Genomic DNA, 21,411 nt, shown 5'->3' with positions numbered 1-21,411 from the left:
CTAGTACTCCACCTTCTGGTCGCGGCGGCGGATGACCGTCACCTCGTCACGCTGGTTGCCGGTCGGGCCGAGGTAGTTGAAGGCCCAGGTCAGCTGGGCGTAGCCGCCGATGAGGTGGGTGGGCTTGAGCATCACCCGGGTCAGCGAGTTGTGGATGCCGCCGCGGCGGCCGGTCTTCTCCGTCTTGGGGACGCCGACCGTCCGCTCCTGCGCGTGGTTCATGTAGACCGTGCCGGGAGGCATCTTGTGGGAGACGATCGCGCGGGCGGTGACCACGCCGTTGCGGTTGACGGCCTCGATCCAGTCGTTGTCCGCGACCCCGATCGCGGCGGCGTCCTGCGGGGACATCCACACCGTCTGACCGCCCCGGCCGAGCGTCATCATGTAGAGGTTGTCCTGGTACTGGCTGTGGATCGCCCACTTGTTGTGCGGGGTCAGGTACCGGACGGCGACCGTCTTCTCGTCGACGACGCCCAGTTCGGGCTCCCCGTACAGGGTGTGCATGTTCAGCGGCGGCTTGTAGACGGGGAGGGACTCCCCGACCTCGTGCAGCCAGTCGTGGTCGACGAAGAAGTGCTGGCGGCCGGTGAGGGTGTGCCAGGGCTTCAGGTGCTCGGTGTTGACGGTGAAGGCCGTGTAGCGGCGCCCGCCGGCCTCGGAACCCGACCATTCGGGAGAGGTGATCACCGGGACGGGGCGGGCCTGGGTGTCCGCGAAGGTGATCCGCTTGCCCTCGGCCTCGGCGGCCAGGTGCGCCATGTGCGTGCCGACCTGCTTCTCCAGGGTCTCGAAGCCCTGGGTGGCCAGCCGGCCGTTGGAGGTGCCGGACAGGGAGAGGATCGCCTCGCAGGCCCGCCCGGCGGTGTCCAGGCGCGGGCGGCCCTCCGCGACCCCGCTCCGGACCAGGCCGTTCTTCTCCCCGAGGTAGGCGATCTCCTCGGTCACGTCGTAGGTGATCGCCTTGGTGGTCACGCCGAGCCGGTCGACGAGCGGGCCGAGCGCGGCGAACTTCTCACCGACCGCCCCGTAGTCGCGTTCGACGACCGCCAGGTTGTACATGGTGCGCCCGGGCACGGGTTCGCACTCGCCCTTCGACCAGTCCAGGGCCACCCCGCCGGGCTGGGCCATCTCGCCGCCCGCGGTGTCGTGCTGGAGCGCGGTCGCGACGAGGTCCCTGCGGACGCCGAGACGGGTCCGGGCGAGCTCGCCGAACCGGCGGGCGATCGCGAGGAAGGCGTCGTAGTCGGAGCGGGCCTGCCAGGGCGGGTCCACGGCCGGGGTGAAGGCGTGCAGGAAGGGGTGCATGTCCGTGGAGGACAGGTCGTGCTTCTCGTACCAGGTGGCCGCCGGGAGGACCACGTCCGACAGCAGCGTCGTGGACGTCATCCGGAAGTCCATCGACATGAGCAGGTCCAGCTTCCCCTCGACGTCCTCCTCCCGGTACGTGACGTCCCTGGGCGCGCAGCGCGGGCCGTCGTCGGGGAGGTTGGAGTGGGTGCCGAGCAGGTGCTTGAGGAAGTACTCGTTGCCCTTGGAGCTGGATCCGAGCAGGTTGGCCCGCCACACGTTGAGCACGCGGGGCCAGTTCCGCGGGGCGTCCGGGTCCTCGCCGGCGAAGCCGAGCGTGCCGTCCTTCAGCTCCCGCACCGCGTCGGCCACCGGGTCGGCGGCCGCGCCCAGGTCGAGGGGGTTGCGGTCGAAGGTCGGGTACGAGGGCATCCAGCCCATGCGGGCGCTCGCGGCCAGGCAGTCCGCGCCGGTCATCCCCGTGAAGGCGCCCGTCGCGAGCGGGGAGGCCAGCGCCTCGGCGGGCAGGGTGTCGTAGCGCCACTGGCCGGTGTGCAGGTAGAACCAGGCCGCGCCGATCATCTGGCGCGGCGGGCGCGACCAGTCGGAGGCCGCCGCGAGGGTCGCCCAGCCGGTGACCGGACGGCACTTCTCCTGGCCGACGTAGTGGCCCCAGCCGCCGCCGTTGCGGCCCTGGCAGCCGGTGAGGGTGAGCAGCGCCAGGAAGGCGCGGTAGATCGTCTCGGAGTGGAACCAGTGGTTGGTGCCGGCTCCCATGAGGATCATGCAGCGGCCGTTCGACCGCTCGGCCGTCTCCGCGAACTCCCGGGCCACGCGCACCGCCTGGGCGGCGGGGACCGAGGTCAGCGACTCCTGCCAGCCGGGGGTGCCGGGCTGCGAGGCGTCGTCGTAGCCGGCGGGCCACTCGCCGGGCAGGCCCGCGCGGCCGACTCCGTACTGGGCCAGCATCAGGTCGAAGACGGTGGTGACGAGGCGGTCGCCGAGCCGGCGCACGGGCACCCCGCGGCGGACGGTGCCGCCGCGCTCGTCGTCCTCGAAGCGCGGCAGGACGATCTCGGCGCTCCCGCCCTCCCCGAGGAGCGTGAGGCGGGGCACGGTGTCACCGAGGTCCAGGTTCCACTCGGGCGTCTCGTTCTTCCCCCAGCGGTGCCCGAGCGTGCCGTTCGGCACGACCGGCTCGCCGGTGACGTCGTCGACGAGGACGGTCTTCCACTCCGCGTTCTCGGTGTCCTGCCCGAGGTCGGCGGCGGTGACGAACTTGCCCGGCACCAGGCCCTGTTCCGTCTCCCGGAGCGAGACCAGGAACGGCAGGTCGGTGTACCGGCGGACGTAGTCCGTGAAGAAGGGCGTCTCCTTCTCGACGAAGAACTCCTTCAGGACGACGTGGCCCATCGCCAGGGCCAGCGCGCCGTCCGTACCGGGGTGCGGGTGCATCCACTCGTCGGCGAACTTCGTGTTGTCGGCGAAGTCCGGTGAGACCGTGACGACCTTCTGGCCCCGGTAACGGGCCTCGGCCATCCAGTGCGCGTCCGGGGTGCGGGTGACGGGGACGTTCGAGCCCCACATCATCAGGTACGCCGCGTCCCACCAGTCGCCCGACTCGGGGACGTCCGTCTGGTCGCCGAACACCTGCGGCGAGGCCACCGGGAGGTCGGCGTACCAGTCGTAGAAGCTGAGCATCGGGGCGCCGATGAGCGAGTGGAAGCGGGCCCCCGCCGCGTGCGAGGCCATCGACATGGCGGGGATCGGGGAGAAGCCCGCGACCCGGTCCGGGCCGTGCTCCGCGATCGTGTGCACGTGCGCCGCGGCGATGATCTCGGTCGCCTCCTCCCACGAGGCCCGCACCAGACCGCCCTTGCCGCGGGCCCGCTGGTAGGCGCGGCGGCGTTCCGGATCGCGCTGGATGTCCGCCCACGCCCCGACCGGATCGCCCAGGCGGGCCTTGGCCTCGCGGTACGCCTCCAGGAGCGTGCCGCGCACGAGCGGGTAGCGGACGCGGGTGGGGGAGTACGAGTACCAGGAGAACGAGGCTCCGCGCGGACAGCCGCGGGGTTCGTACTCCGGCCGGTCCGGGCCGACGGACGGGTAGTCGGTCGCCTGGGTCTCCCAGGTGATGATCCCGTCCTTGACGAACACCTTCCAGCGGCAGGAACCGGTGCAGTTCACGCCGTGGGTGGAGTGGACGACCTTGTCGTGGCTCCAGCGGTCGCGGTAGAAGGCCTCCGCGGCCCGCCCGCCCGTCCGGTGCACCGTCCGCAGGTCGTCGGACACCTCGGCGCGGGTGAAGAAACTGCCCGCCCTGATGAGCGAATCGACGGCGTCCTCATGCGCCTTGTTCTCCTGACGCTCGTGCAAGGCGACCCTCCAGGGCGGGAAACGGGACCGGAAACGGGACCGGGACCGGGAACAGGACCGGACGGTCATCGGACAGTCCGGGAGGAAACGGGCCCGAAACGACGCTACGCCCGCCGGACCGGCCGAACCGGTGACAAAGGTCCCCTCTGTCCGTGACCTCCTTCCGCACTTTCACGGGCCCAGTGGATGCCACGCTGGAAGCGGCCCAACTGCGCCGGGCCACAGGCGAATCGCGGAAGAACGCGACATCCAGGAGGGCGTGGCCGTGGCACGCGACGAGTACCGCTGGATCCCCGACCAGCACGGGGCGTGGGCGATGCTGGCCGTGCCCTTCCTCGCGGGCACCTTCCTCGCGCCCCGGCCGGGCGGACAGCACGGGCTGCTCCTCGCCGCCTGGCTGCTCGCGTACGCCGCCGTCTTCCACGCCCAGCAGTGGCTGCGGCTGCGGGCGCGCGGGCTGCGCTCCGCGTCCCGGCACGGCCGCCCGGCGCTGGTGCTCGGCGCGGCCGCCGCGGCGGCGGGCCTGCCCCTGGTGGCGCTCCACCCCCGGCTGCTGCTCGCGGGCGCGGCGGCGGCGCCCTTCGTGGCGGTGAACACCCGCTACGCCCTACGGGGCCGCGAGCGGGCCCTGGTCAACGGCCTGGCCGCGGTCGTCCCGGCCTGCGGCATGCTGCTGGTCGCGGGCGGCCTCGGCGGGGCGGACCCCGCGGCGCTCTGGCGGCCGGCGCTGGCCTGCCTGCTCTACTTCGCCGGCACCGTCCCGTACGTGAAGACGATGATCCGCGAACGCCGCTCCCCGGCCTACCGCCGCGGCTCGGTCGCCTACCACGCGGCGGCCCTGGCCGCCGCGGCCGCGCTCTCGCCCTGGCTGGCGCTGCCCTTCGCCGCCTGCCTCGCCCGAGCGGCCGCCCTGCCGGGCCGCGGCCTGAAACCCCCACTGGTCGGCGCGGTGGAACTCGCCCTGTCGGCCGCCCTCCTGGCCACCCTGCTGCTCGCGTTCTGACCCGCAGCCGCGCCCGCGCCACCCCGCTCCACGCGGGACGGCCCGGCACGACCGGCACGATCCGGAAGAGAGGGGCCTAGTGCCGTGGCCGGGAAGGTTTGCCGGGTCGCGGCGTCCGGTGCGGTGCATCTCAAGGCGGAGGGCCACGGCTCGTACTGGACGTACCTCCGTGGTCCGACAACGCGGAGAGGCGCCGTGCCGGGCGTCGCGACCCGGTGGACCTTTCCGGTCACGGCACTAGATGGCTTCCTTGGCCTAGATGGCTTCCTTGCGGGTGAGGAAGTTGAACGAGATCCACCCCGGCAGCACCGGCAGCCAGAAGGTCATCGTGCGGAACAGCAGTACCGCCGAGAAGGCGACGTCGCCCTGGAGGCCCGCCGCGACCAGGCCCAGCGTCAGCGTGGTCTCCACCGCGCCGATGCCGCCCGGGGTCGGCGCAGCCGAACCGAGCGCGTTGCCGGCCAGGAAGACCACCGCGATGCTCGCGTAGCTGATGGCCTCGCCTCCGCCGAAGGCGCGGATCGAGGCGTCCAGGCACATCACGAAGCAGCCGGTCAGCAGCAGCATGCCGCCGATGCCGGTCATGAGCTTCTGCGGCCGCTGGAGCACGTCCAGCATGCGCGGCACCACGCCCGCGAACAGGGCCCGTACCCGGGTCACCACGAACTTCCGCAGGAACGGCACCGCCGTCACCACCAGCACCAGCACCGCGACCGTCAGCAGACCCGCGATGACCGTCCGGGACGGGGTCATCTCCGGGGTCTTCTCGGTGCCCGTCAGGTAGCCGAAGGACAGCAGCAGCAGGATGTGGCTCGCCAGCCCGAACAGCTGCGAGGCGCCCACGCTGGCGACCGCCAGCCCCGGCCGGACCCCCGCCCGCTGCAGGAACCTCGTGTTCAGCGCGACCCCGCCGACCGCCGCCGGAGCGACGAGCTTCACGAAGGACCCCGCCACCTGCGCGACCACGGTCCGCAGGAACGACACCCGCTCGGGCACGAAGCCCAGCAGGCTCATCGCCGCCGCGAAGTAGCTCAGCGCCGAGAAGCCGAGCGCCGCCCCGACCCAGCCCCACTGCGCCTCGCCGACGATCTTCGCGAAGTCCACGTGGGCCAGCTGCGTCAGCAGGAAGTACGCGCCGAAGGCGCCCGCGATGAACGAGACCAGCGTCCGCGGCCGGATCCGCTCCAGCCGGGCCGGCTCCACCGGCGCCTGCGGGCGGATCAGCAGCACCTGCTGGCGGATCTGGCTCAGCAGGTCCTCCTCGCGGGCGTCGTCCAGCGCGTCGTCCAGGGCCCGCTTCTCGGCCTTGCGGGCCGCCGCCGGCGTCGCCGCCGGGGCCGAGGCGTCCGCCTCGCGCGCCGCCTTCGCCGCCCGCGAGGACTCCAGTACGGCCTCCCGCTGCCGGTCGGCCCGCTCGCGGGCCAGCTTGCGCAGCGTCGCCCGGGTCGAACGGCTCAGCGCGATCGGCTGGAGCAGCGGCAGGCAGTCCGCCACGGTGTCCGGGCCGAGTACCGACACCGCCGAGGCGACCGAGCGCTGCGCGCCGACCCGCAGGCCGAGCGTGGTCAGGAGCTGCGCGATGTCCATCCGGAGCACGAGGTCACCGGCCGCGATCTCGCCGCCCCGCAGGTCCGTGAGGATGACCTTGCCGGAACGATCCACCACCAGCGCGTCCCCCGTGAGCCGGCGGTGCGCGATCCTGCGCGACTGGAGGGCCCGTACCTGCTCCCAGGCGTTGCGGCTCAGCTCGTCGGTGATCTCCTCGTCGGAGAGCGAGTCCAGGGTGCGTCCGCCCAGGTGCTCGTAGACGAGCATCACGGCGTCCGGCCCCAGCTCGGAGGTCGCGATCAGCTTCGGGGCGTTGGCCCCGGCCGCGATCGCGGCGTACGCGAGCAGGGCCTCCTGCTCCAGCGCCTGGCGCAGCGACTGGAGGCTGCGCCGGGTGGTGATCCCGCGCAGGGTCAGCCGTCGCCACACCCGGTAGAAGAAGCCGTGCGCCTGCTGCTCGCGGTCCACGACGGTGACGTCCAGCGGCGGACCGTCCTCCAGCGTGACGTGGTAGCGCCGGCCCCGGTCGCTCGCCTCGGAGCCGTTGTCCGTCCCGTCGCCGGTCTCCGCGCGCATCGCGCTGACCGGCTGGAAGCCGACCCGGCGCAGCCCGGCGAGGAGGTTCTGCCCGGTGGGCCGCACGTTCGGCGAGCCGACGGCGTACAGGGTCCCGTACGCGACGCTCCAGCCGATCAGCACGGTCAGGATGATCGAGAAGGGTGTGGTGTACCCGCCGACCAGCATCGCGAAGGCGTCGAGCAGCAGCACCACCCACAGGGCCACGCGCCAGCGGGGCCGGCGCGTCATCCCGACGGCGGTCATGTACGCGATCACGGGCGCGAGGTAGCCGTGCACGGGATCGGTGAGGGTGTCGCCGATGCCCGTGGACTGGGTGAGGGCCTCCTGGATGGCGCCCGGGGCGGCCCGCGAGACCCACAGGTCGGTGGCGAGGGTGACCCCGTGCGCGAGGACGGCGGCGAGCACGCCGTCGGCGATGCGCAGTCCGTCGCGTTTGATCAGCCGTTCGATGGCGAAGGCGACCGGGACCAGGAGGACCGCGATGCTCGACACCAGCCCGGCGACCTTGATCAGGAGGGCGGGTGCCTGGCCGGTGCTGTTGCTGATGTCCTGTTCGAGGCCCGCGGTGGTGCCGTGGGCGAAGGTCGCGATGCCGAGGACGACGGCGATGCCGAGGATGCCGGCGAGGAACCGTACGAGGTCGGAGGGGCGGTGCACGCGGGCGGCGAGCAGCGGCTCGTCCACCTCCACCTGGTCGGCGGCCGTCGGCGCGTGGCCGTGCGGCTCGTCCTCGTCGGCGGGGTCCGCCGCAGGGCCGGGGCCTTCGCCCGGGCCTTCGCCGGGGCCGGCTTCCGGAGCGGCCCCGGGGGCCGGGCCGGTCCCGGGGTGCGTTCCCGAGCCCGGGCCGCGCGCGGGAGGAGCCAGCGCGCCCGGGCGCGCCGGGGCGTCCGGACGTGCGGCGCGCACGTCGCGCGCGCCGTCGTCCGGGTGCGCGCCCTCGTCCTTCGACGCGCCGTCCGGAGGGCTCACACCCTGCTCCTTCGCCGTCACATCCGTCTCTTCTTGATCACGTATCACCAGTCACCGCCCGGAAGATGGTGGCACGGACCGACGGCCCGGCGGGGCATCAGGGTGCGCGCCGGTATGGAACCGAAGCTTCCGTCCGGATGTCGGTGGCATCCGGCAGCATGTCCCGGATGAGCGAAGAGCTGCCCGCCTACGCGGAGCGGGTGCTGGAGGCGGCCGAGCGGATTCCGCCCGGCCGGGTGATGACGTACGGGGACGTCGCGGAGTGGCTCGGCGAGGGCGGACCGCGCCAAGTCGGGCGCGTCATGGCCCTGTACGGAGGAGCCGTGCCCTGGTGGCGGGTGGTGCGGGCGGACGGGAAACCCCTCCCGGGCAGCGAGCGGCGGGCCCTGGAGCACTACCGCACCGAGGGCACCCCGCTGCGCGAGACCCCGTCCGGCGAGCCGCGCCTGGCCATGCGGCGGGCCCGCTGGGACGGGCGCGACGGACGGGACGGAGGCGACGAGGCTCACACCTGACAGCTTCGGCCATGCGGAGCGGGGGCGGGCGGTCGAAGGCCCGTACGGGGGACGACACCCGGGGCCTCCGGGGCGACGTCCCGCCCTCCCGGGACGGACTGCGGCGGCCGCCGCGATTGGCGTAGCGTTGCCCCTTCGGCGTACGCGACGGGTGCGGCCACCGCAGTCCCCGCCGCCGCCACCACCGCAGCAACCGCAGACCCACCAGGACCGGCACCTCACGTGATCACCTCTTCCTCCGGCCGCTCAGAGCGGCGTACGCGGACCCCTGACGCGTACCGCCTGGTGCGCACCGGGCCGGAACAGGTGGCTCCCCCTGTCCTGGACGCAGCCCAGCGCGCGGTGGTTGATCACACCCGGGGACCACTGCTCGTCCTGGCCGGACCGGGCACGGGCAAGACCACCACCCTCATCGAGGCCGCCGCCGCCCGCGTCGAGGCCGGCACCGACCCCGCCCGCATCCTCATCCTCACCTTCAGCCGCAAGGCGGCCGTGGAACTCCGCGACCGGGCCGCCCTCCGCCTCGGCGGCGCCCGCGCCCCGCAGGCCACCACCTTCCACTCCTTCTGCTACGGCCTCGTCCGCGCCCACCAGGACCACGAGCTCTTCGCCGACCCGCTGCGCCTGCTCTCCGGCCCCGAGCAGGACGTCATGGTCCGCACCCTGCTCGAAGGCCAGCGCCGCCTCCGCTCCATCCGCTGGCCGGACGACCTGCGCGCCGCGCTCACCACCCGCGGCTTCGCCGACGAGGTCCGCGCCGTCCTGGCCCGCGCCCGCGAGCTCGGCCTCGGCCCGGCCGCGCTCGACTCCTTCGCGACCCGCACCGGCCGCCCCGACTGGAAGGCGGCCGCCGCCTTCCTCTCCGAGTACCTCGACGTCCTCGACCTCCAGGGCGCCCTCGACTACGCGGAACTCCTCCACCGCGCCGTCCTGCTGGCCGAGGGCACCCCGTCCGTCGCCTCCGCCCACGACGTGATCCTCGTCGACGAGTACCAGGACACCGACGCCTCCCAGCTGCGCCTGCTGCGCGCCCTCAACGGCCCCGCCGGCACGCTCGTCGCCTTCGGCGACCCCGACCAGTCGATCTACGCCTTCCGCGGCGCCGACATCAACAACGTCCTCGACTTCGAGTCCGCCTTCCCGGGCGCGGCCGTACGGGCCCTCACCGTCGGCCGCCGCTCCGGCTCCGCCCTGCTCGCCGCCACCCGCCTGCTCACCACCCGCATGCCCGTACCGCGCCTGCCGTCCGCCGCCGTCAAGGCGCACCGGGCCCTACAGCCCGTACGGGAGGGCGGTCGGGTCGAGGTGTACACGTACCCGACGGCCGGGTCCGAGCTCGACAACATCGCGGACGTCCTGCGCCGGGCCCACCTGGAGGACGGCGTCCCCTGGCGGGACATGGCCGTCCTGGTCCGCGCCGGCGGCCGCACCCTGCCGGCCATGCGCCGCGCCCTCATCGCGGCCGGAGTCCCCGCGGAAACCGACGCCGCCGCGACCGCCCTGCGCCACGAACCGGCCGTCGCCCCCCTCCTGACGGCCCTGCGCATCACGGCCACGGCCGCCACGGCCCCGCCGGCCGGTTCCGGTTCCGGTTCCGCCGAGGGCGAGGACCCCGCGGACGGTGGTGGTGCTGGTTCCGGTACCGGTACCGGTACCGGGCCGGACCCCGCCCCGGTGCGGGAAGCCGAGCCCGTTGCGGACTCCGCCGGGCGCCCGGCGGATACGGAGCCCCCCGCCCCGGCGGCCGGCTCCGCCGGTCCCGTCGAGGGCCCGGGCTTCGTCGCGGGCGAGGGCGCGGGTGAGGCTGACGGTGAGGGCGACGGCCCGGCGGCCGGCCCGGTTCCGGACGCCGGGACGGTCGCGGACGGCGCCGGTGACGGCAGTGGCGGCGGAGCCGTGGGCTGGGTCGGGGTCGAGGACGCGCTCACGCTGCTCGGGTCCCCGCTCGGCGGCATGGACGCCGCCGACCTGCGCCGGCTCGGGCGGGCGCTGCGGGACGAGGAACGGGCCGCCGGTGTCACCGCCCCCGCACCCTCCGACGTCCTGCTGGCCCGCGCCCTCGCCGAGCCCGAGCGGCTCACCGCCCACGACCCCGCCTACGCCCGCGGCGCGCAGCGCCTCGGCCTGCTCCTGCGCAAGGCCCGCGAACTCCTCCAGGGCGGCGGCACCGCCGAAGAGGCCCTGTGGACCCTGTGGGACGGCACCCCCTGGCCGCAGCGCCTGGAACGCGGCGCCCGCCGCGGCGGCGCCGCCGGCCGCAACGCCGACCGCGACCTCGACGCCGTCTGCGCCCTCTTCGACAACGCCGCCCGCGCGGAGGACCGTACGGGCGGCCGCGGCGCGCTCAACTTCCTCGAACAGCTCGAAGCGGAGGACATCGCCGCCGACACCCTCACCACCCGGGCCGTCCGCGGCGACGCCGTCACCCTGATGACCGCCCACCGCTCCAAGGGCCTGGAGTGGGGACTCGTCGTCGTCGCCGGAGTCCAGGAAGGACTCTGGCCCGACCTGCGCCGCCGCGGCTCCCTCCTCGAAGCCGACCGCATCGGCCTCGACGGCCTCGCCGAACCCCTCACCCCCGGCGCGCTCCTCGCGGAGGAACGCCGGCTCTTCTACGTCGCCGCCACCCGCGCCCGCCACCGCCTCGTCGTCACCGCCGTCAAGGCCCCCGCCGAGGACGGCGACCAGCCCTCCCGTTTCCTCACCGAACTCGGCGTCACCCCCAAGGACGTCACCGGCCGCCCCCGCCGGCCCCTCGCCGTCCCCGCCCTCGTCGCCGAGCTGCGCGCCACCACCGTCGACCCCGACGCCTCCGAGGCCCTGCGCGACGCCGCCGCCCGCCGCCTCGCGCGCCTCGCCGCGATCACCGACGACGAGGACCGCCCCCTCGTTCCCGCCGCGCACCCGCAGCGCTGGTGGGGCCTGTACGAACCCACCCGCTCCACCGTCCCGCTGCGCGACCGGGACCGGCCGGTCGCCCTCTCCGGCAGCGCCCTGGACCAGCTCGCCAACACCTGCTCCCTCCAGTGGTTCCTCGGCCGCGAGGTCAAGGCCGACGCCCCCTCCACCGCGGCCCAGGGCTTCGGCAACGTCGTTCACGTCCTCGCCGACGAGGTCGCCTCCGGCCGCACCCCCGCCGACCTCGCCGTCCTGATGGAACGCCTCGACTCCGTCTGGGACGCCCTCGCCTTCGACGCGCCCTGGAAGTCCCGCCAGGAGAAGGACAACGCCCGCGCCGCCCTGGAACGCTTCCTGCGCTGGCACACCACCGACCGCGGCGGCCGCGCCTCCGTCGCCACCGAGCACGACTTCGACGTCACCCTCGACGCGGGCGAGTACGCCGTGCGGATCCGCGGCTCCATGGACCGCGTCGAAGCCGACCCGCAGGGCCGCGCGTACGTCGTCGACTTCAAGACCGGCAAGGCCGCACCGACCAGGGACGAGGTCGCCCGGCACCCCCAGCTCGCCGTCTACCAGCTCGCCGTCCGCGAGGGCGCCGTCGACGAGGTCTTCGACGGGCTGCGCCCCGAACCCGGCGGCGCCGAACTCGTGCAGCTGCGCCAGGGCGCCGCCAAGAAGGACGGCGGCGACGAGATCCCGAAGGTCCAGGCCCAGCAGGCCCTCCACGACGGACCCTCCGGCGCGTGGGTCGGCGACCTGCTGGCCACCGCCGCCGGACGGGTCCTCGACGAACGCTTCGCCCCGGCCACCGGCGAACACTGCAACCGCTGCTCCTTCCGCGGCGCGTGCAGCGCCCGCCCCGAGGGCCGCCAGACCGTGGAATGAGACGGCGGCGAGGAGTGTCGGTGCGGGCGGCTAGCCTTTTGAGGTGACCGCGTACGAGTCCGGGCGCGCGCCCGTCCTCACCGATCCCGAGCAGCTCAAGGAGCTCCTCGGGATCCCCTTCACGCCCGAACAGATGGCCTGCGTCACCGCCCCGCCCGCACCCCAGGTCGTCGTCGCGGGCGCCGGCTCCGGCAAGACCACCGTGATGGCCGCCCGCGTGGTGTGGCTCGTCGGCACCGGCGCCGTCGCCCCCGAACAGGTCCTCGGACTGACCTTCACCAACAAGGCCGCCGGGGAACTCGCCGAGCGCGTCCGCAAGGCCCTCGGCCGTGCCGGGATCACCGACCCGGACCCCTCCCCGGCCGACGTGGAGTCCGGCTCGGCGGGCGGTGAGCCCCGCATCTCCACCTACCACGCCTTCGCCGGGCAGCTCCTCAAGGACCACGGCCTGCGCATCGGCCTGGAGCCCAGCGCCCGGCTCCTCGCCGACGCCACCCGCTTCCAGCTCGCCGCGAAGGTGCTCCGCGAGGCCCCGGGCCCGTACCCCTCCCTCACCAAATCCCTGCCCGACCTGGTCGGGGACCTCCTCGCCCTCGACGGGGAACTCTCCGAGCACCTCGTCGACCCGCCCGTCCTGCGCGCGTACGACACCGCCCTGCTGGACGCACTCGCCGACGCCAAGCTCACCAACGAGGACCTCCGCAAGGTTCCCGAAGCCGTACGCGGCCGTCTGGAACTGCTGGAGCTCGTCTCCCGCTACCGCGCCGCCAAACGCTCCCGCGACCTCTTCGACTTCGGCGACCAGATAGCCCTCTCCGCACAGCTCGCCACCACCCGGCCCGAGGTCGGAGCCCTGCTCCGCGAGGAGTTCCGGGTCGTCCTGCTCGACGAGTACCAGGACACCTCCGTCGCCCAGCGGCTGCTGCTGTCCGGTCTCTTCGGCGGGGGCACGGGGCATGCCGTCACCGCCGTCGGCGACCCCTGCCAGGCCATCTACGGCTGGCGCGGAGCCTCCGTCGCCAACCTCGACGACTTCCCCGAGCACTTCCCGCACGCCGACGGCAGCCCCGCCACCCGCCTCTCGCTCAGCGAGAACCGGCGCAGCGGCGGCCGCCTCCTCGACCTGGCCAACGGCCTCGCCGCCCCGCTGCGCGCCATGCACGAAGGGGTCGAGGCGCTGCGCCCCGCGCCGGGCGCCGAACGCGACGGCTCGGTCCGCTGCGCGCTGCTGGAGACCCACGCCGAGGAACTGGAGTGGCTCGGCGACTCCGTCGCCCACCTGGTGCGCACCGGGAAGGAACCGGGCGAGATCGCGGTGCTGTGCCGGTCCGCCGCCGACTTCGCGCGGATCCAGGCCGTCCTGGTGGCCCGGGACGTGCCGGTGGAGGTCGTCGGCCTGTCCGGGCTGCTGCACCTGCCCGAGGTCGCCGACCTGGTCTCCGTCTGCGAGGTGCTCCAGGACCCCGGGGCCAACGCCGCCCTGGTCCGGCTCCTCGTCGGCCCGCGCTGGCGGATCGGACCCCGCGACCTGGCCCTGCTCGGGCGCCGGGCCCGGCAGCTGGTCGCCCGCCCGTCCGGCCCCGACTCCGGCCCCGACGGCCGTCTCGCCGCGGCCGTCGAAGGAGTCGACCCGGCGGAGGTCGTCTCCCTCGCCGACGCGCTGGAGACCTTCCTCGACGGCTCCGGCCAGACCCCCGACGACCTCCCCTTCTCGGCGGCCGCCCGCGTCCGGTTCGCGCACCTCGCACAGGAACTGCGGGACCTGCGGCGTTCCCTCGCCGACCCGCTGATGGACGTCCTGCACCGGGTGCTCGCCGCGACCGGGCTGGAGGTGGAGCTGTCCGCGTCCCCGCACGCCCTGGCGGCCCGCCGCCGGGAGACCCTGTCCCACTTCATGGACGTCGCCGCCGGCTTCGCCGCCCTGGACGGCGAGGCGACGCTGCTGGCCTTCCTCGGCTTCCTGCGCACCGCCGCCCAGTACGAGAAGGGCCTCGACCACGCCCTGCCCGGCGGGGAGAACACCGTCAAGGTCCTCACCGCCCACAAGTCCAAGGGGCTGGAGTGGGACGTGGTCGTCGTCCCCGACCTGTGCGCCGGGTCCTTCCCGAAGGAGAAGCCGCCGGAGGCCTGGACCTCGTACGCCAAGGTCCTCCCGTACGGGCTGCGCGGCGACGCCCCCACCCTGCCGGACGACCCGGCCTGGACCTCGGCCGGCCTGAAGTCCTTCAAGGCCGCCCTCAAGGAGCACAAGGCCGTCGAGGAACTCCGCCTCGGCTACGTGACCTTCACCCGCCCGCGCTCCCTCCTGCTGGCCTCCGGCCACTGGTGGGGCCCGACCCAGAAGAAGCGCCGCGGCCCCTCCGGCTTCCTGACCGCCCTGCACGACCACTGCGCGGCCGGCTTCGGGGAGATCGAGGCCTGGGCGGAGGAACCCGCCCCGGACGCCGAGAACCCGGCGCTCGCCGCGGAATCCGTCGCCGAGCACTCCTGGCCGCTGCCCCTCGACCCCGACTCGCTGGCCCTGCGCCGCCGGGCCGCCGCCCTGGTCGAGGCCCACCTCGCAAACCGCCCCGAACCGGCCCCCGCACCCGGCCCCGAGACCGACCCCTACCTCTGGCCCCCGCACTGCGAGGACCCGACGGACGAAACCCCCTGGCCGGACCCCCCGGAGGACACCCCCTGGCCGACCGGGCCCGCCGTACCCGGCGCCCGCGCCGACGGCCCGGGGCCGCTCTCCGACGACCCCTGGGCGGGGGAGAGCGCCGTACCCGCCACCCGCGCCGGGACGCCGACCGCACCGGCCGACCCCGTCGGGGCTCCGCAGGCCGCGCCGGACCATCCCCCGGCGGGCGAGCCCGCCGCGGCTGCTTCCCCCGCCACCGGGCCCGGGCCGCTCTCCGACGACCCCTGGGCGGGGGAGAGCGCCCTGCCCCCGGCCCGCGCCGGAGCGGCGGAGCCGGTGGCCGGCTCCCTCGGGGGTCCCCAGGCGCCGCCGGACGACCCCTGGGCGGCTCGCCCGGCCGTGCCCGCCGCCCGGCCCGGCGGCCCGGGCCCGCTGTCCGACGACCCCTGGGCCGGGGAGCACGCCGTACCCGCCGCCCGCGCGGGGGCGCCCGAGCCGCTTTCCGACGACCCCTGGGCCGGGGAGAGCGCAGCGGACGGCGCGCCGGCCGGGGGCGGGGACGATCTGTGGGCCGGGGACGGGGACCTGTGGCCCGCCCGCCGCCCGTCGGCCGGGCCGAGCCGGGGGGACGACGACCCCTGGGCCGCGGAGCCCTGGGCGGCGGGAGCCGGCCCCGTCCCCCGACAGGCCGGCCGGGCCACCTTCACCCCCGAAGAGGCCCGCGCCATCGCCTCCTGGGACCGTGACCTCGACGCCCTGGAGGGCGAGCTCCGCCGGGCCCGCGCAGCCGTGCGCGACGTCGAGTTGCCCTCCGCCCTGTCCGCGAGCCAGCTGCTGCGACTCGCCGCCGACGAGCAGGGCTTCGTACGCGATCTCGCCCGCCCCATGCCCAAGCCCCCGCAGCCCGCCGCGCGCCAGGGCACCCGTTTCCACGCCTGGGTCGAGTCCCGCTTCGACGAGCTGCCCCTGCCGCACCTCGACCTCCTCGACCCCGTCGCCGAGCTGCCCGGCTCCGACCAGGAGATCGCCGACGAGGCCGACCTCGACTCCCTCAAGGCCGCCTTCGAGCGCAGCGAGTACGCCGAGCGCACCCCGTACCGGATGGAGGCCCCCGTCCAGCTGACCCTCGCCGGCCGCGTCATCCGGGGCCGCATCGACGCCGTCTACCGGAATCCCGACGGCTCGTACGAGGTCGTCGACTGGAAGACCGGCCGCACCACCCAGGCCGACCCCCTCCAGCTCGCCGTGTACCGGCTCGCCTGGGCGGAGGCCACCGGCACCCCCCTCGACCGGGTCGGCGCCGCCTTCCTCCACGTTCGCAGCGGCCGCGTGATACGCCCCCGCGACCTGCCCGACCGGGCCCGCCTTGAGCGGATCCTCCAAGGCAAATCGGGCACCGACGATGCCCCCCGGGCGGACGGCTAGGCTCGTGGGCATGAGCGAGATCCAGGCGGACAGCGTCGTCCGCGCGTACATCGACACCCACCGCACGGCCTTCCTCGGCGACCTCGCCGAGTGGCTGCGGATCCCTTCCGTCTCGGCCCAGCCCGAGCACGCGGACGACGTACGCCGCAGCGCCGACTGGCTCGCCGCCAAGCTCGCCGAAACCGGCTTCCCGGTCACCGAGGTCTGGCCGACCGACGGCGCCCCCGCCGTCTTCGCGCACTGGCCGAGCGAGGACCCGGACGCGCCCACCGTCCTCGTCTACGGACACCACGACGTCCAGCCCGCCGCCCTCGCCGACGGCTGGCACACCGAGCCCTTCGAGCCCGTCGTCAAGGACGGCCGGATGTACGGGCGCGGCGCGGCCGACGACAAGGGCCAGGTGTTCTTCCACACCCTCGGCGTCCGCGCGCACCTCGCCGCGACCGGCGCCGCCGCCCCCGCCGTCCACCTCAAGCTCCTCATCGAGGGCGAGGAGGAGTCCGGCTCCCCGCACTTCCGGGACCTCGTCGAGGCCCGCGCCCAGCGCCTCGCCGCCGACGTCGTGATCGTCTCCGACACCGGCATGTGGTCCGAGACGACCCCCACCGTGTGCACCGGCATGCGCGGCGTCGCCGACTGCGAGATCGACTTCCACGGTCCCGACCAGGACATCCACTCCGGTGCCTTCGGCGGGGCCGTGCCCAATCCGGCCACCGTCGCCGCCCGCCTCGTCGCGGCCCTGCACGACGCGGACGAGCGCGTCACGGTCCCCGGCTTCTACGACCACGTCACCGAGCTGACCGACGCCGAACGCCGGCTGATCTCCGAGCTGCCCTTCGACGAGGCCGAGTGGCTCCGCACCGCCAAGTCGCACGCCGCCGCGGGCGAGGCCGGCTACTCCACCCTGGAGCGCGTCTGGGCCCGCCCGACCGCCGAGGTCAACGGCATCGGCGGCGGCTACCAGGGCCCCGGCGGCAAGACGATCGTGCCCGCCTCCGCCCACCTGAAGCTGTCGTTCCGCCTGGTGTCGGGGCAGGACCCGTACGAGATCGAGGCGGCCGTCAAGGACTGGGTCGCCGCGCAGGTCCCCGACGGGATCCGGCACTCCATCACCTTCGGCGCACCCACCCGGCCGTGCCTGACCCCGCTGGACCACCCGGCGCTGCGGTCCGTCGTGCGGGCCATGGAACGCGCCTTCGGGCAGCAGGTCCGCTTCACCCGCGAGGGCGGCTCGGGGCCGGCGGCCGACCTCCAGGACGTCCTGGACGCGCCCGTCCTCTTCCTCGGGATCTCCGTACCCTCCGACGGCTGGCACTCGCCGAACGAGAAGGTCGAACTCGACCTCCTCCTCAAGGGCGTGGAGACCACCGCCTACCTGTGGGGCGACCTGGCCGAACACTGGAAGACCGGCTGAGCCCGCCCGCACACCCACCCATCGCCGCGCCTGCCTTGTCCCACCACCGGGGGAGTTGGAAGTACCTGTGAGCACCCGTACCGAGCGTCCGATCACGCTGGCCGCGCCGAGCGGAATCGACCGCGCCGCCCACCACCGCCTCGACGAGGCGTGGCTGGCCGCCGCCTGGAGCCACCCGACGACCCGCGTGTTCGTCGTCTCCGGCGGCCAGGTCCTCATCGACGACACCCCCGACGGCGGCACCGGCATCGTGATGACCCCGGCCTTCGAGGCCCCGGTCACCGAGACCCACCGCTACTTCCTGGGCACCGACGAGGACGGCGTACGGTACTTCGCGCTCCAGAAGGACTCCCTGCCGGGCCGCATGGACCAGTCGGCCCGCCCGGCCGGACTGCGCGAGGCCGGGCTCCTGCTGAACCCGCGCGACGCCGGGCTGATGGTGCACGCCGTGGCGCTGGAGAACTGGCAGCGGATGCACCGCTTCTGCTCCCGCTGCGGCGAGCGCACCGTGGTCGCGGCCGCCGGGCACATCCGCCGCTGCCCGGGCTGCGGCGCCGAGCACTACCCGCGCACCGACCCCGCGGTGATCATGCTGGTCACCGACGACCAGGACCGTGCGCTGCTGGGCCGCCAGGTCCACTGGCCGGAGGGCCGCTTCTCGACGCTCGCCGGGTTCGTCGAGCCGGGCGAGTCGATCGAGCAGTCGGTGATCCGCGAGGTGTGGGAGGAGGCGGGCGTCAAGGTCGGCGAGGTCGAGTACGTCGCGAGCCAGCCCTGGCCGTTCCCGTACAGCCTGATGCTGGGCTTCACCGCCCGGGCCGTCACCTCGGAGATCACCGTCGACGGCGAGGAGATCGAGGAGGCCCGCTGGTTCTCGCGCGAGGACCTGGCCGAGGCGATCGAGCGGGGCGAGGTCACGCCCCCCGCCGGCGGCATCTCCATCGCGGCCCGGCTGGTCGAGCTCTGGTACGGGAAGCCGCTGCCGCGCCCGACGGCGTAACGTTCGTCACAGTCACAGTCACCGTCGCACTCACGGTCACGGTCACCGTTACAGCAGAAGGCCCCCGCCGACGGGCGGGGGCCTTTCCGAGACCGCGACGGACCGCGGATCAGACGGCGAGGGCCTGCTTGACCTGGGCCAGGCTCGGGTTCGTCATGACGGACTCGTTGCCGCCGGCCGACTTCACGAGCACGGTCGGAACCGTCTGGTTGCCGCCGTTGGCCTTCTCCACGAACGCCGCGGACGCGGGGTCGAGCTCGATGTTGATCTCGTTGTACGCGATGCCTTCCCGGTCCAGCTGCTTCTTCAGCCGGTTGCAGTAGCCGCACCAGGTCGTGCTGTACATCGTGACGGTGCCCGTGTCCTGCATGCTGCGCTCTCCTTCGTGGGGGCCTCGGTGGTCCGAGTACTCGAACGCACGGGACCGCCGTGCCATTCCCGGCCCCCGCACCCGGCCCCGCGCCCGGTCCCCGTCCTCCGTACCGGTACGACGGATCCGCGGGGCCTGTGGACGGATTTCCCGCCCGCCCCACCGGACCTGGCAGCATGGCGGGGTGACAGCAGCAACGCACTCCTCAGCCTTCCCGGACGGCCCGGGCACCGGCGCGGCCGATGCCGACGCCGTGCTCCTGGGTCTCGACCCGGAGCAGCGCGAGGTCGCCACGACCCTGCGCGGACCGGTGTGCGTGCTGGCGGGCGCGGGCACCGGCAAGACCCGTGCCATCACCCACCGCATCGCCTACGGCGTCCGGTCCGGCCAGCTCATGCCGGCCAGCGTGCTGGCCGTCACCTTCACCAACCGCGCCGCCGGCGAGATGCGCGGACGCCTGCGCACCCTCGGCGCGGACGGCGTCCAGGCCCGCACCTTCCACTCCGCCGCCCTGCGCCAGCTCCAGTACTTCTGGCCCCGCGCGGTCGGCGGCGAGGTGCCCCGGCTGCTGGAACGCAAGATCCAGTTCGTGGCGGAGGCCGGGGCGCGCTGCCGCATCCGCCTCGACCGGAGCGAGCTGCGGGACGTCACCGGCGAGATCGAGTGGGCCAAGGTCACCCAGACCGTGCCCGCCGACTACCCGGCCGCCGCCCTCAAGGCGGGCCGCGAGGCCCCCAGGGACATGGCCGAGATCGCCCAGATCTACGGGACGTACGAGCAGCTCAAGCGCGACCGCGGCATGATCGACTTCGAGGATGTGCTGCTGCTGACCGTCGGCATCCTCCAGGACCGCCACGACATCGCCGAGCAGATCCGCAGCCAGTACCAGCACTTCGTGGTGGACGAGTACCAGGACGTCAGTCCCCTCCAGCAGCGCCTCCTCGAACTGTGGCTCGGCGACCGCGACAGCCTCTGCGTCGTCGGCGACGCCAGCCAGACGATCTACTCCTTCACCGGCGCCACCCCCGACCACCTGCTGAACTTCCGCACCCGGTACCCGCAGGCCACCGTGGTGAAGCTGATCCGCGACTACCGCTCCACCCCCCAGGTCGTCCACCTCGCCAACGGGCTGCTGAACCAGGCCAAGGGCCGGGCCGCCGAGCACCGGCTGGAGCTCGTCTCCCAGCGCGAGCCCGGCCCCGACCCGGTCTACGCCGAGTACCCGGACGAACCCGCCGAGGCCGAGGGCGTCGCCCGCCGCATCCGCGACCTGATCGCGGCCGGCGTCCCCGCCGGCGAGATCGCCGTGCTCTACCGCATCAACGCCCAGTCCGAGGTCTACGAACAGGCCCTCGCCGATGCCGGGGTCCCCTACCAGCTGCGCGGCGCCGAGCGCTTCTTCGAGCGCAGCGAGGTCCAGAAGGCCGTCCTCGCCCTGCGCGGCGCCGCCCGCTCCGGCGGCAGCAGCGACCCGCTGCTGGAGGACGTCGTCGAGCTGGGCTCCCAGGTCCGCGCCGTGCTGAGCTCCACCGGCTGGACCAGCGAGCCGCCGGCCGGCTCCGGCGCCGTGCGCGACCAGTGGGAATCCCTGGCCGCGCTGGTCCGCCTCGCCGAGGACTTCGCCCGGAGCAGGCCGGGCGCCACCCTGGCCGACCTCACGCGCGAGCTCGACGAGCGGAAGGCCGCGCAGCACGCCCCGACGGTCCAGGGCGTCACCCTCGCCTCGCTGCACGCCGCGAAGGGCCTGGAGTGGGACGCCGTGTTCCTCGCCGGCCTCACCGACGGCATGATGCCCATCACCTACGCGAAGACCGACGAGCAGGTCGAGGAGGAGCGCCGGCTCCTCTACGTCGGCGTCACCCGCGCCCGGCACCACCTGACGCTCTCCTGGGCCCTCTCCCGGACTCCCGGCGGCCGGGCCTCCCGACGCCCCAGCCGCTTCCTGAACGGCCTGCGGCCGGGCTCGGCGGCCCCGGGAACCGGCCCCGGCACCGGAGCCGACCGTGGCGTCCGCAAGCGCGGCCGCCGCGGCCCCGCGCTGTGCCGGGTCTGCGGCAAGACCCTGACCGAGGCCGGGGAGATCAAACTGATGCGCTGCGAAGAGTGCCCGTCCGACATGGACGAAGGACTCTACGAGCGGCTGCGCGACTGGCGGGCCGGCCAGTCGAAGGCCCAGGGACTGCCCGCGTACTGCGTCTTCACGGACAAGACGCTGATGGCCATCGCGGAGGCCGCGCCCTCCGAGGCGGGCGAGCTCTCGATGATCTCCGGCGTCGGTGGCCGCAAGCTCGACCGGTACGGAGCGGATGTCCTGGCCATCTGTGCAGGCCAGGAGCCTGCGGGCGAGGATCCTGACGACGCGTAGAAACTCGTCGGAAAAATAGTTTGCACATGCCCAGCGAATCCCCATAGGTTCTTAGCAACGGAAACGGTGGCTTCTCCGAAGCCCTGGATCCGTGCTGTACTTATCCGAATACGCATGGGACTGGCCTTCGGGCCGGGTCCCCGAGACGCCG

The 21,411-nt window shown here is 74.2% G+C and carries 10 protein-coding genes; 7 read left to right on the top strand and 3 right to left on the bottom strand.

Annotation, left to right across the window (positions count from 1 at the left end; all coding sequences use genetic code 11):
- Positions 1 to 3,663 (bottom strand): nitrate reductase subunit alpha, encoded by a 3,663-nt coding sequence (locus ABZZ17_RS11540; RefSeq protein ID WP_356874553.1) that lies wholly within the window; start codon positions 3,661 to 3,663, stop codon positions 1 to 3.
- A 265-nt stretch (positions 3,664 to 3,928) separates the two neighbouring features.
- Between ABZZ17_RS11540 and ABZZ17_RS11535 the strand changes: the two genes are divergently transcribed.
- On the top strand, positions 3,929 to 4,666 hold the full coding sequence (locus ABZZ17_RS11535; protein ID WP_356874551.1) for a YwiC-like family protein: 738 nt from the start codon (positions 3,929 to 3,931) through the stop codon (positions 4,664 to 4,666).
- A 255-nt stretch (positions 4,667 to 4,921) separates the two neighbouring features.
- Here ABZZ17_RS11535 and ABZZ17_RS11530 read toward each other — a convergent pair whose 3' ends face one another.
- Positions 4,922 to 7,762 (bottom strand): lysylphosphatidylglycerol synthase transmembrane domain-containing protein, encoded by a 2,841-nt coding sequence (locus ABZZ17_RS11530; RefSeq protein WP_356874549.1) that lies wholly within the window; start codon positions 7,760 to 7,762, stop codon positions 4,922 to 4,924.
- A gap of 167 nt (positions 7,763 to 7,929) precedes the next feature.
- On the opposite strand from ABZZ17_RS11530, the gene ABZZ17_RS11525 reads away from it, so the two are divergent.
- The 5 genes from ABZZ17_RS11525 (at position 7,930) to nudC (ending at position 18,525) form a co-directional block, all read left to right on the top strand.
- Positions 7,930 to 8,277, top strand: a complete 348-nt coding sequence (locus ABZZ17_RS11525; protein WP_356874546.1) for an MGMT family protein — start codon at positions 7,930 to 7,932, stop codon at positions 8,275 to 8,277.
- A gap of 285 nt (positions 8,278 to 8,562) precedes the next feature.
- Positions 8,563 to 12,063: an ATP-dependent DNA helicase gene (locus ABZZ17_RS11520; RefSeq protein ID WP_356874669.1), complete on the top strand. Its 3,501-nt coding sequence runs from the start codon at positions 8,563 to 8,565 to the stop codon at positions 12,061 to 12,063.
- Between the two features lie 43 nt (positions 12,064 to 12,106).
- Positions 12,107 to 16,111 (top strand): UvrD-helicase domain-containing protein, encoded by a 4,005-nt coding sequence (locus tag ABZZ17_RS11515; RefSeq protein WP_356874544.1) that lies wholly within the window; start codon positions 12,107 to 12,109, stop codon positions 16,109 to 16,111.
- Positions 16,112 to 16,121: 10 nt separating this feature from the next.
- The gene (locus tag ABZZ17_RS11510) at positions 16,122 to 17,525 is read left to right on the top strand and encodes a dipeptidase (protein WP_356874542.1); all 1,404 of its coding nucleotides are present in this window, start codon (positions 16,122 to 16,124) and stop codon (positions 17,523 to 17,525) included.
- A gap of 55 nt (positions 17,526 to 17,580) precedes the next feature.
- A complete protein-coding gene (gene nudC, locus ABZZ17_RS11505) occupies positions 17,581 to 18,525 on the top strand; it encodes an NAD(+) diphosphatase (protein ID WP_356874540.1) in 945 nt (314 codons plus the stop codon).
- Between the two features lie 109 nt (positions 18,526 to 18,634).
- Here the strand turns inward: nudC and ABZZ17_RS11500 are convergent, their stop codons facing one another.
- Positions 18,635 to 18,895, bottom strand: a complete 261-nt coding sequence (locus tag ABZZ17_RS11500) for a mycoredoxin (RefSeq protein WP_356874538.1) — start codon at positions 18,893 to 18,895, stop codon at positions 18,635 to 18,637.
- 124 nt (positions 18,896 to 19,019) lie between these two features.
- On the opposite strand from ABZZ17_RS11500, the gene ABZZ17_RS11495 reads away from it, so the two are divergent.
- Positions 19,020 to 21,260 carry an ATP-dependent DNA helicase UvrD2 gene (locus tag ABZZ17_RS11495; RefSeq protein ID WP_356874667.1) on the top strand — a complete coding sequence of 747 codons (2,241 nt, stop codon included), beginning with the start codon at positions 19,020 to 19,022 and terminating at the stop codon, positions 21,258 to 21,260.
- The last annotated feature ends 151 nt before the right edge of the window (positions 21,261 to 21,411 follow it).

Origin of the sequence: Streptomyces sp. NPDC006512 (genome assembly GCF_040611935.1) — a bacterium.
Classification (GTDB): Bacteria; Actinomycetota; Actinomycetes; order Streptomycetales; family Streptomycetaceae; genus Streptomyces.
This window is presented reverse-complemented; position numbering and strand designations above follow the sequence as displayed.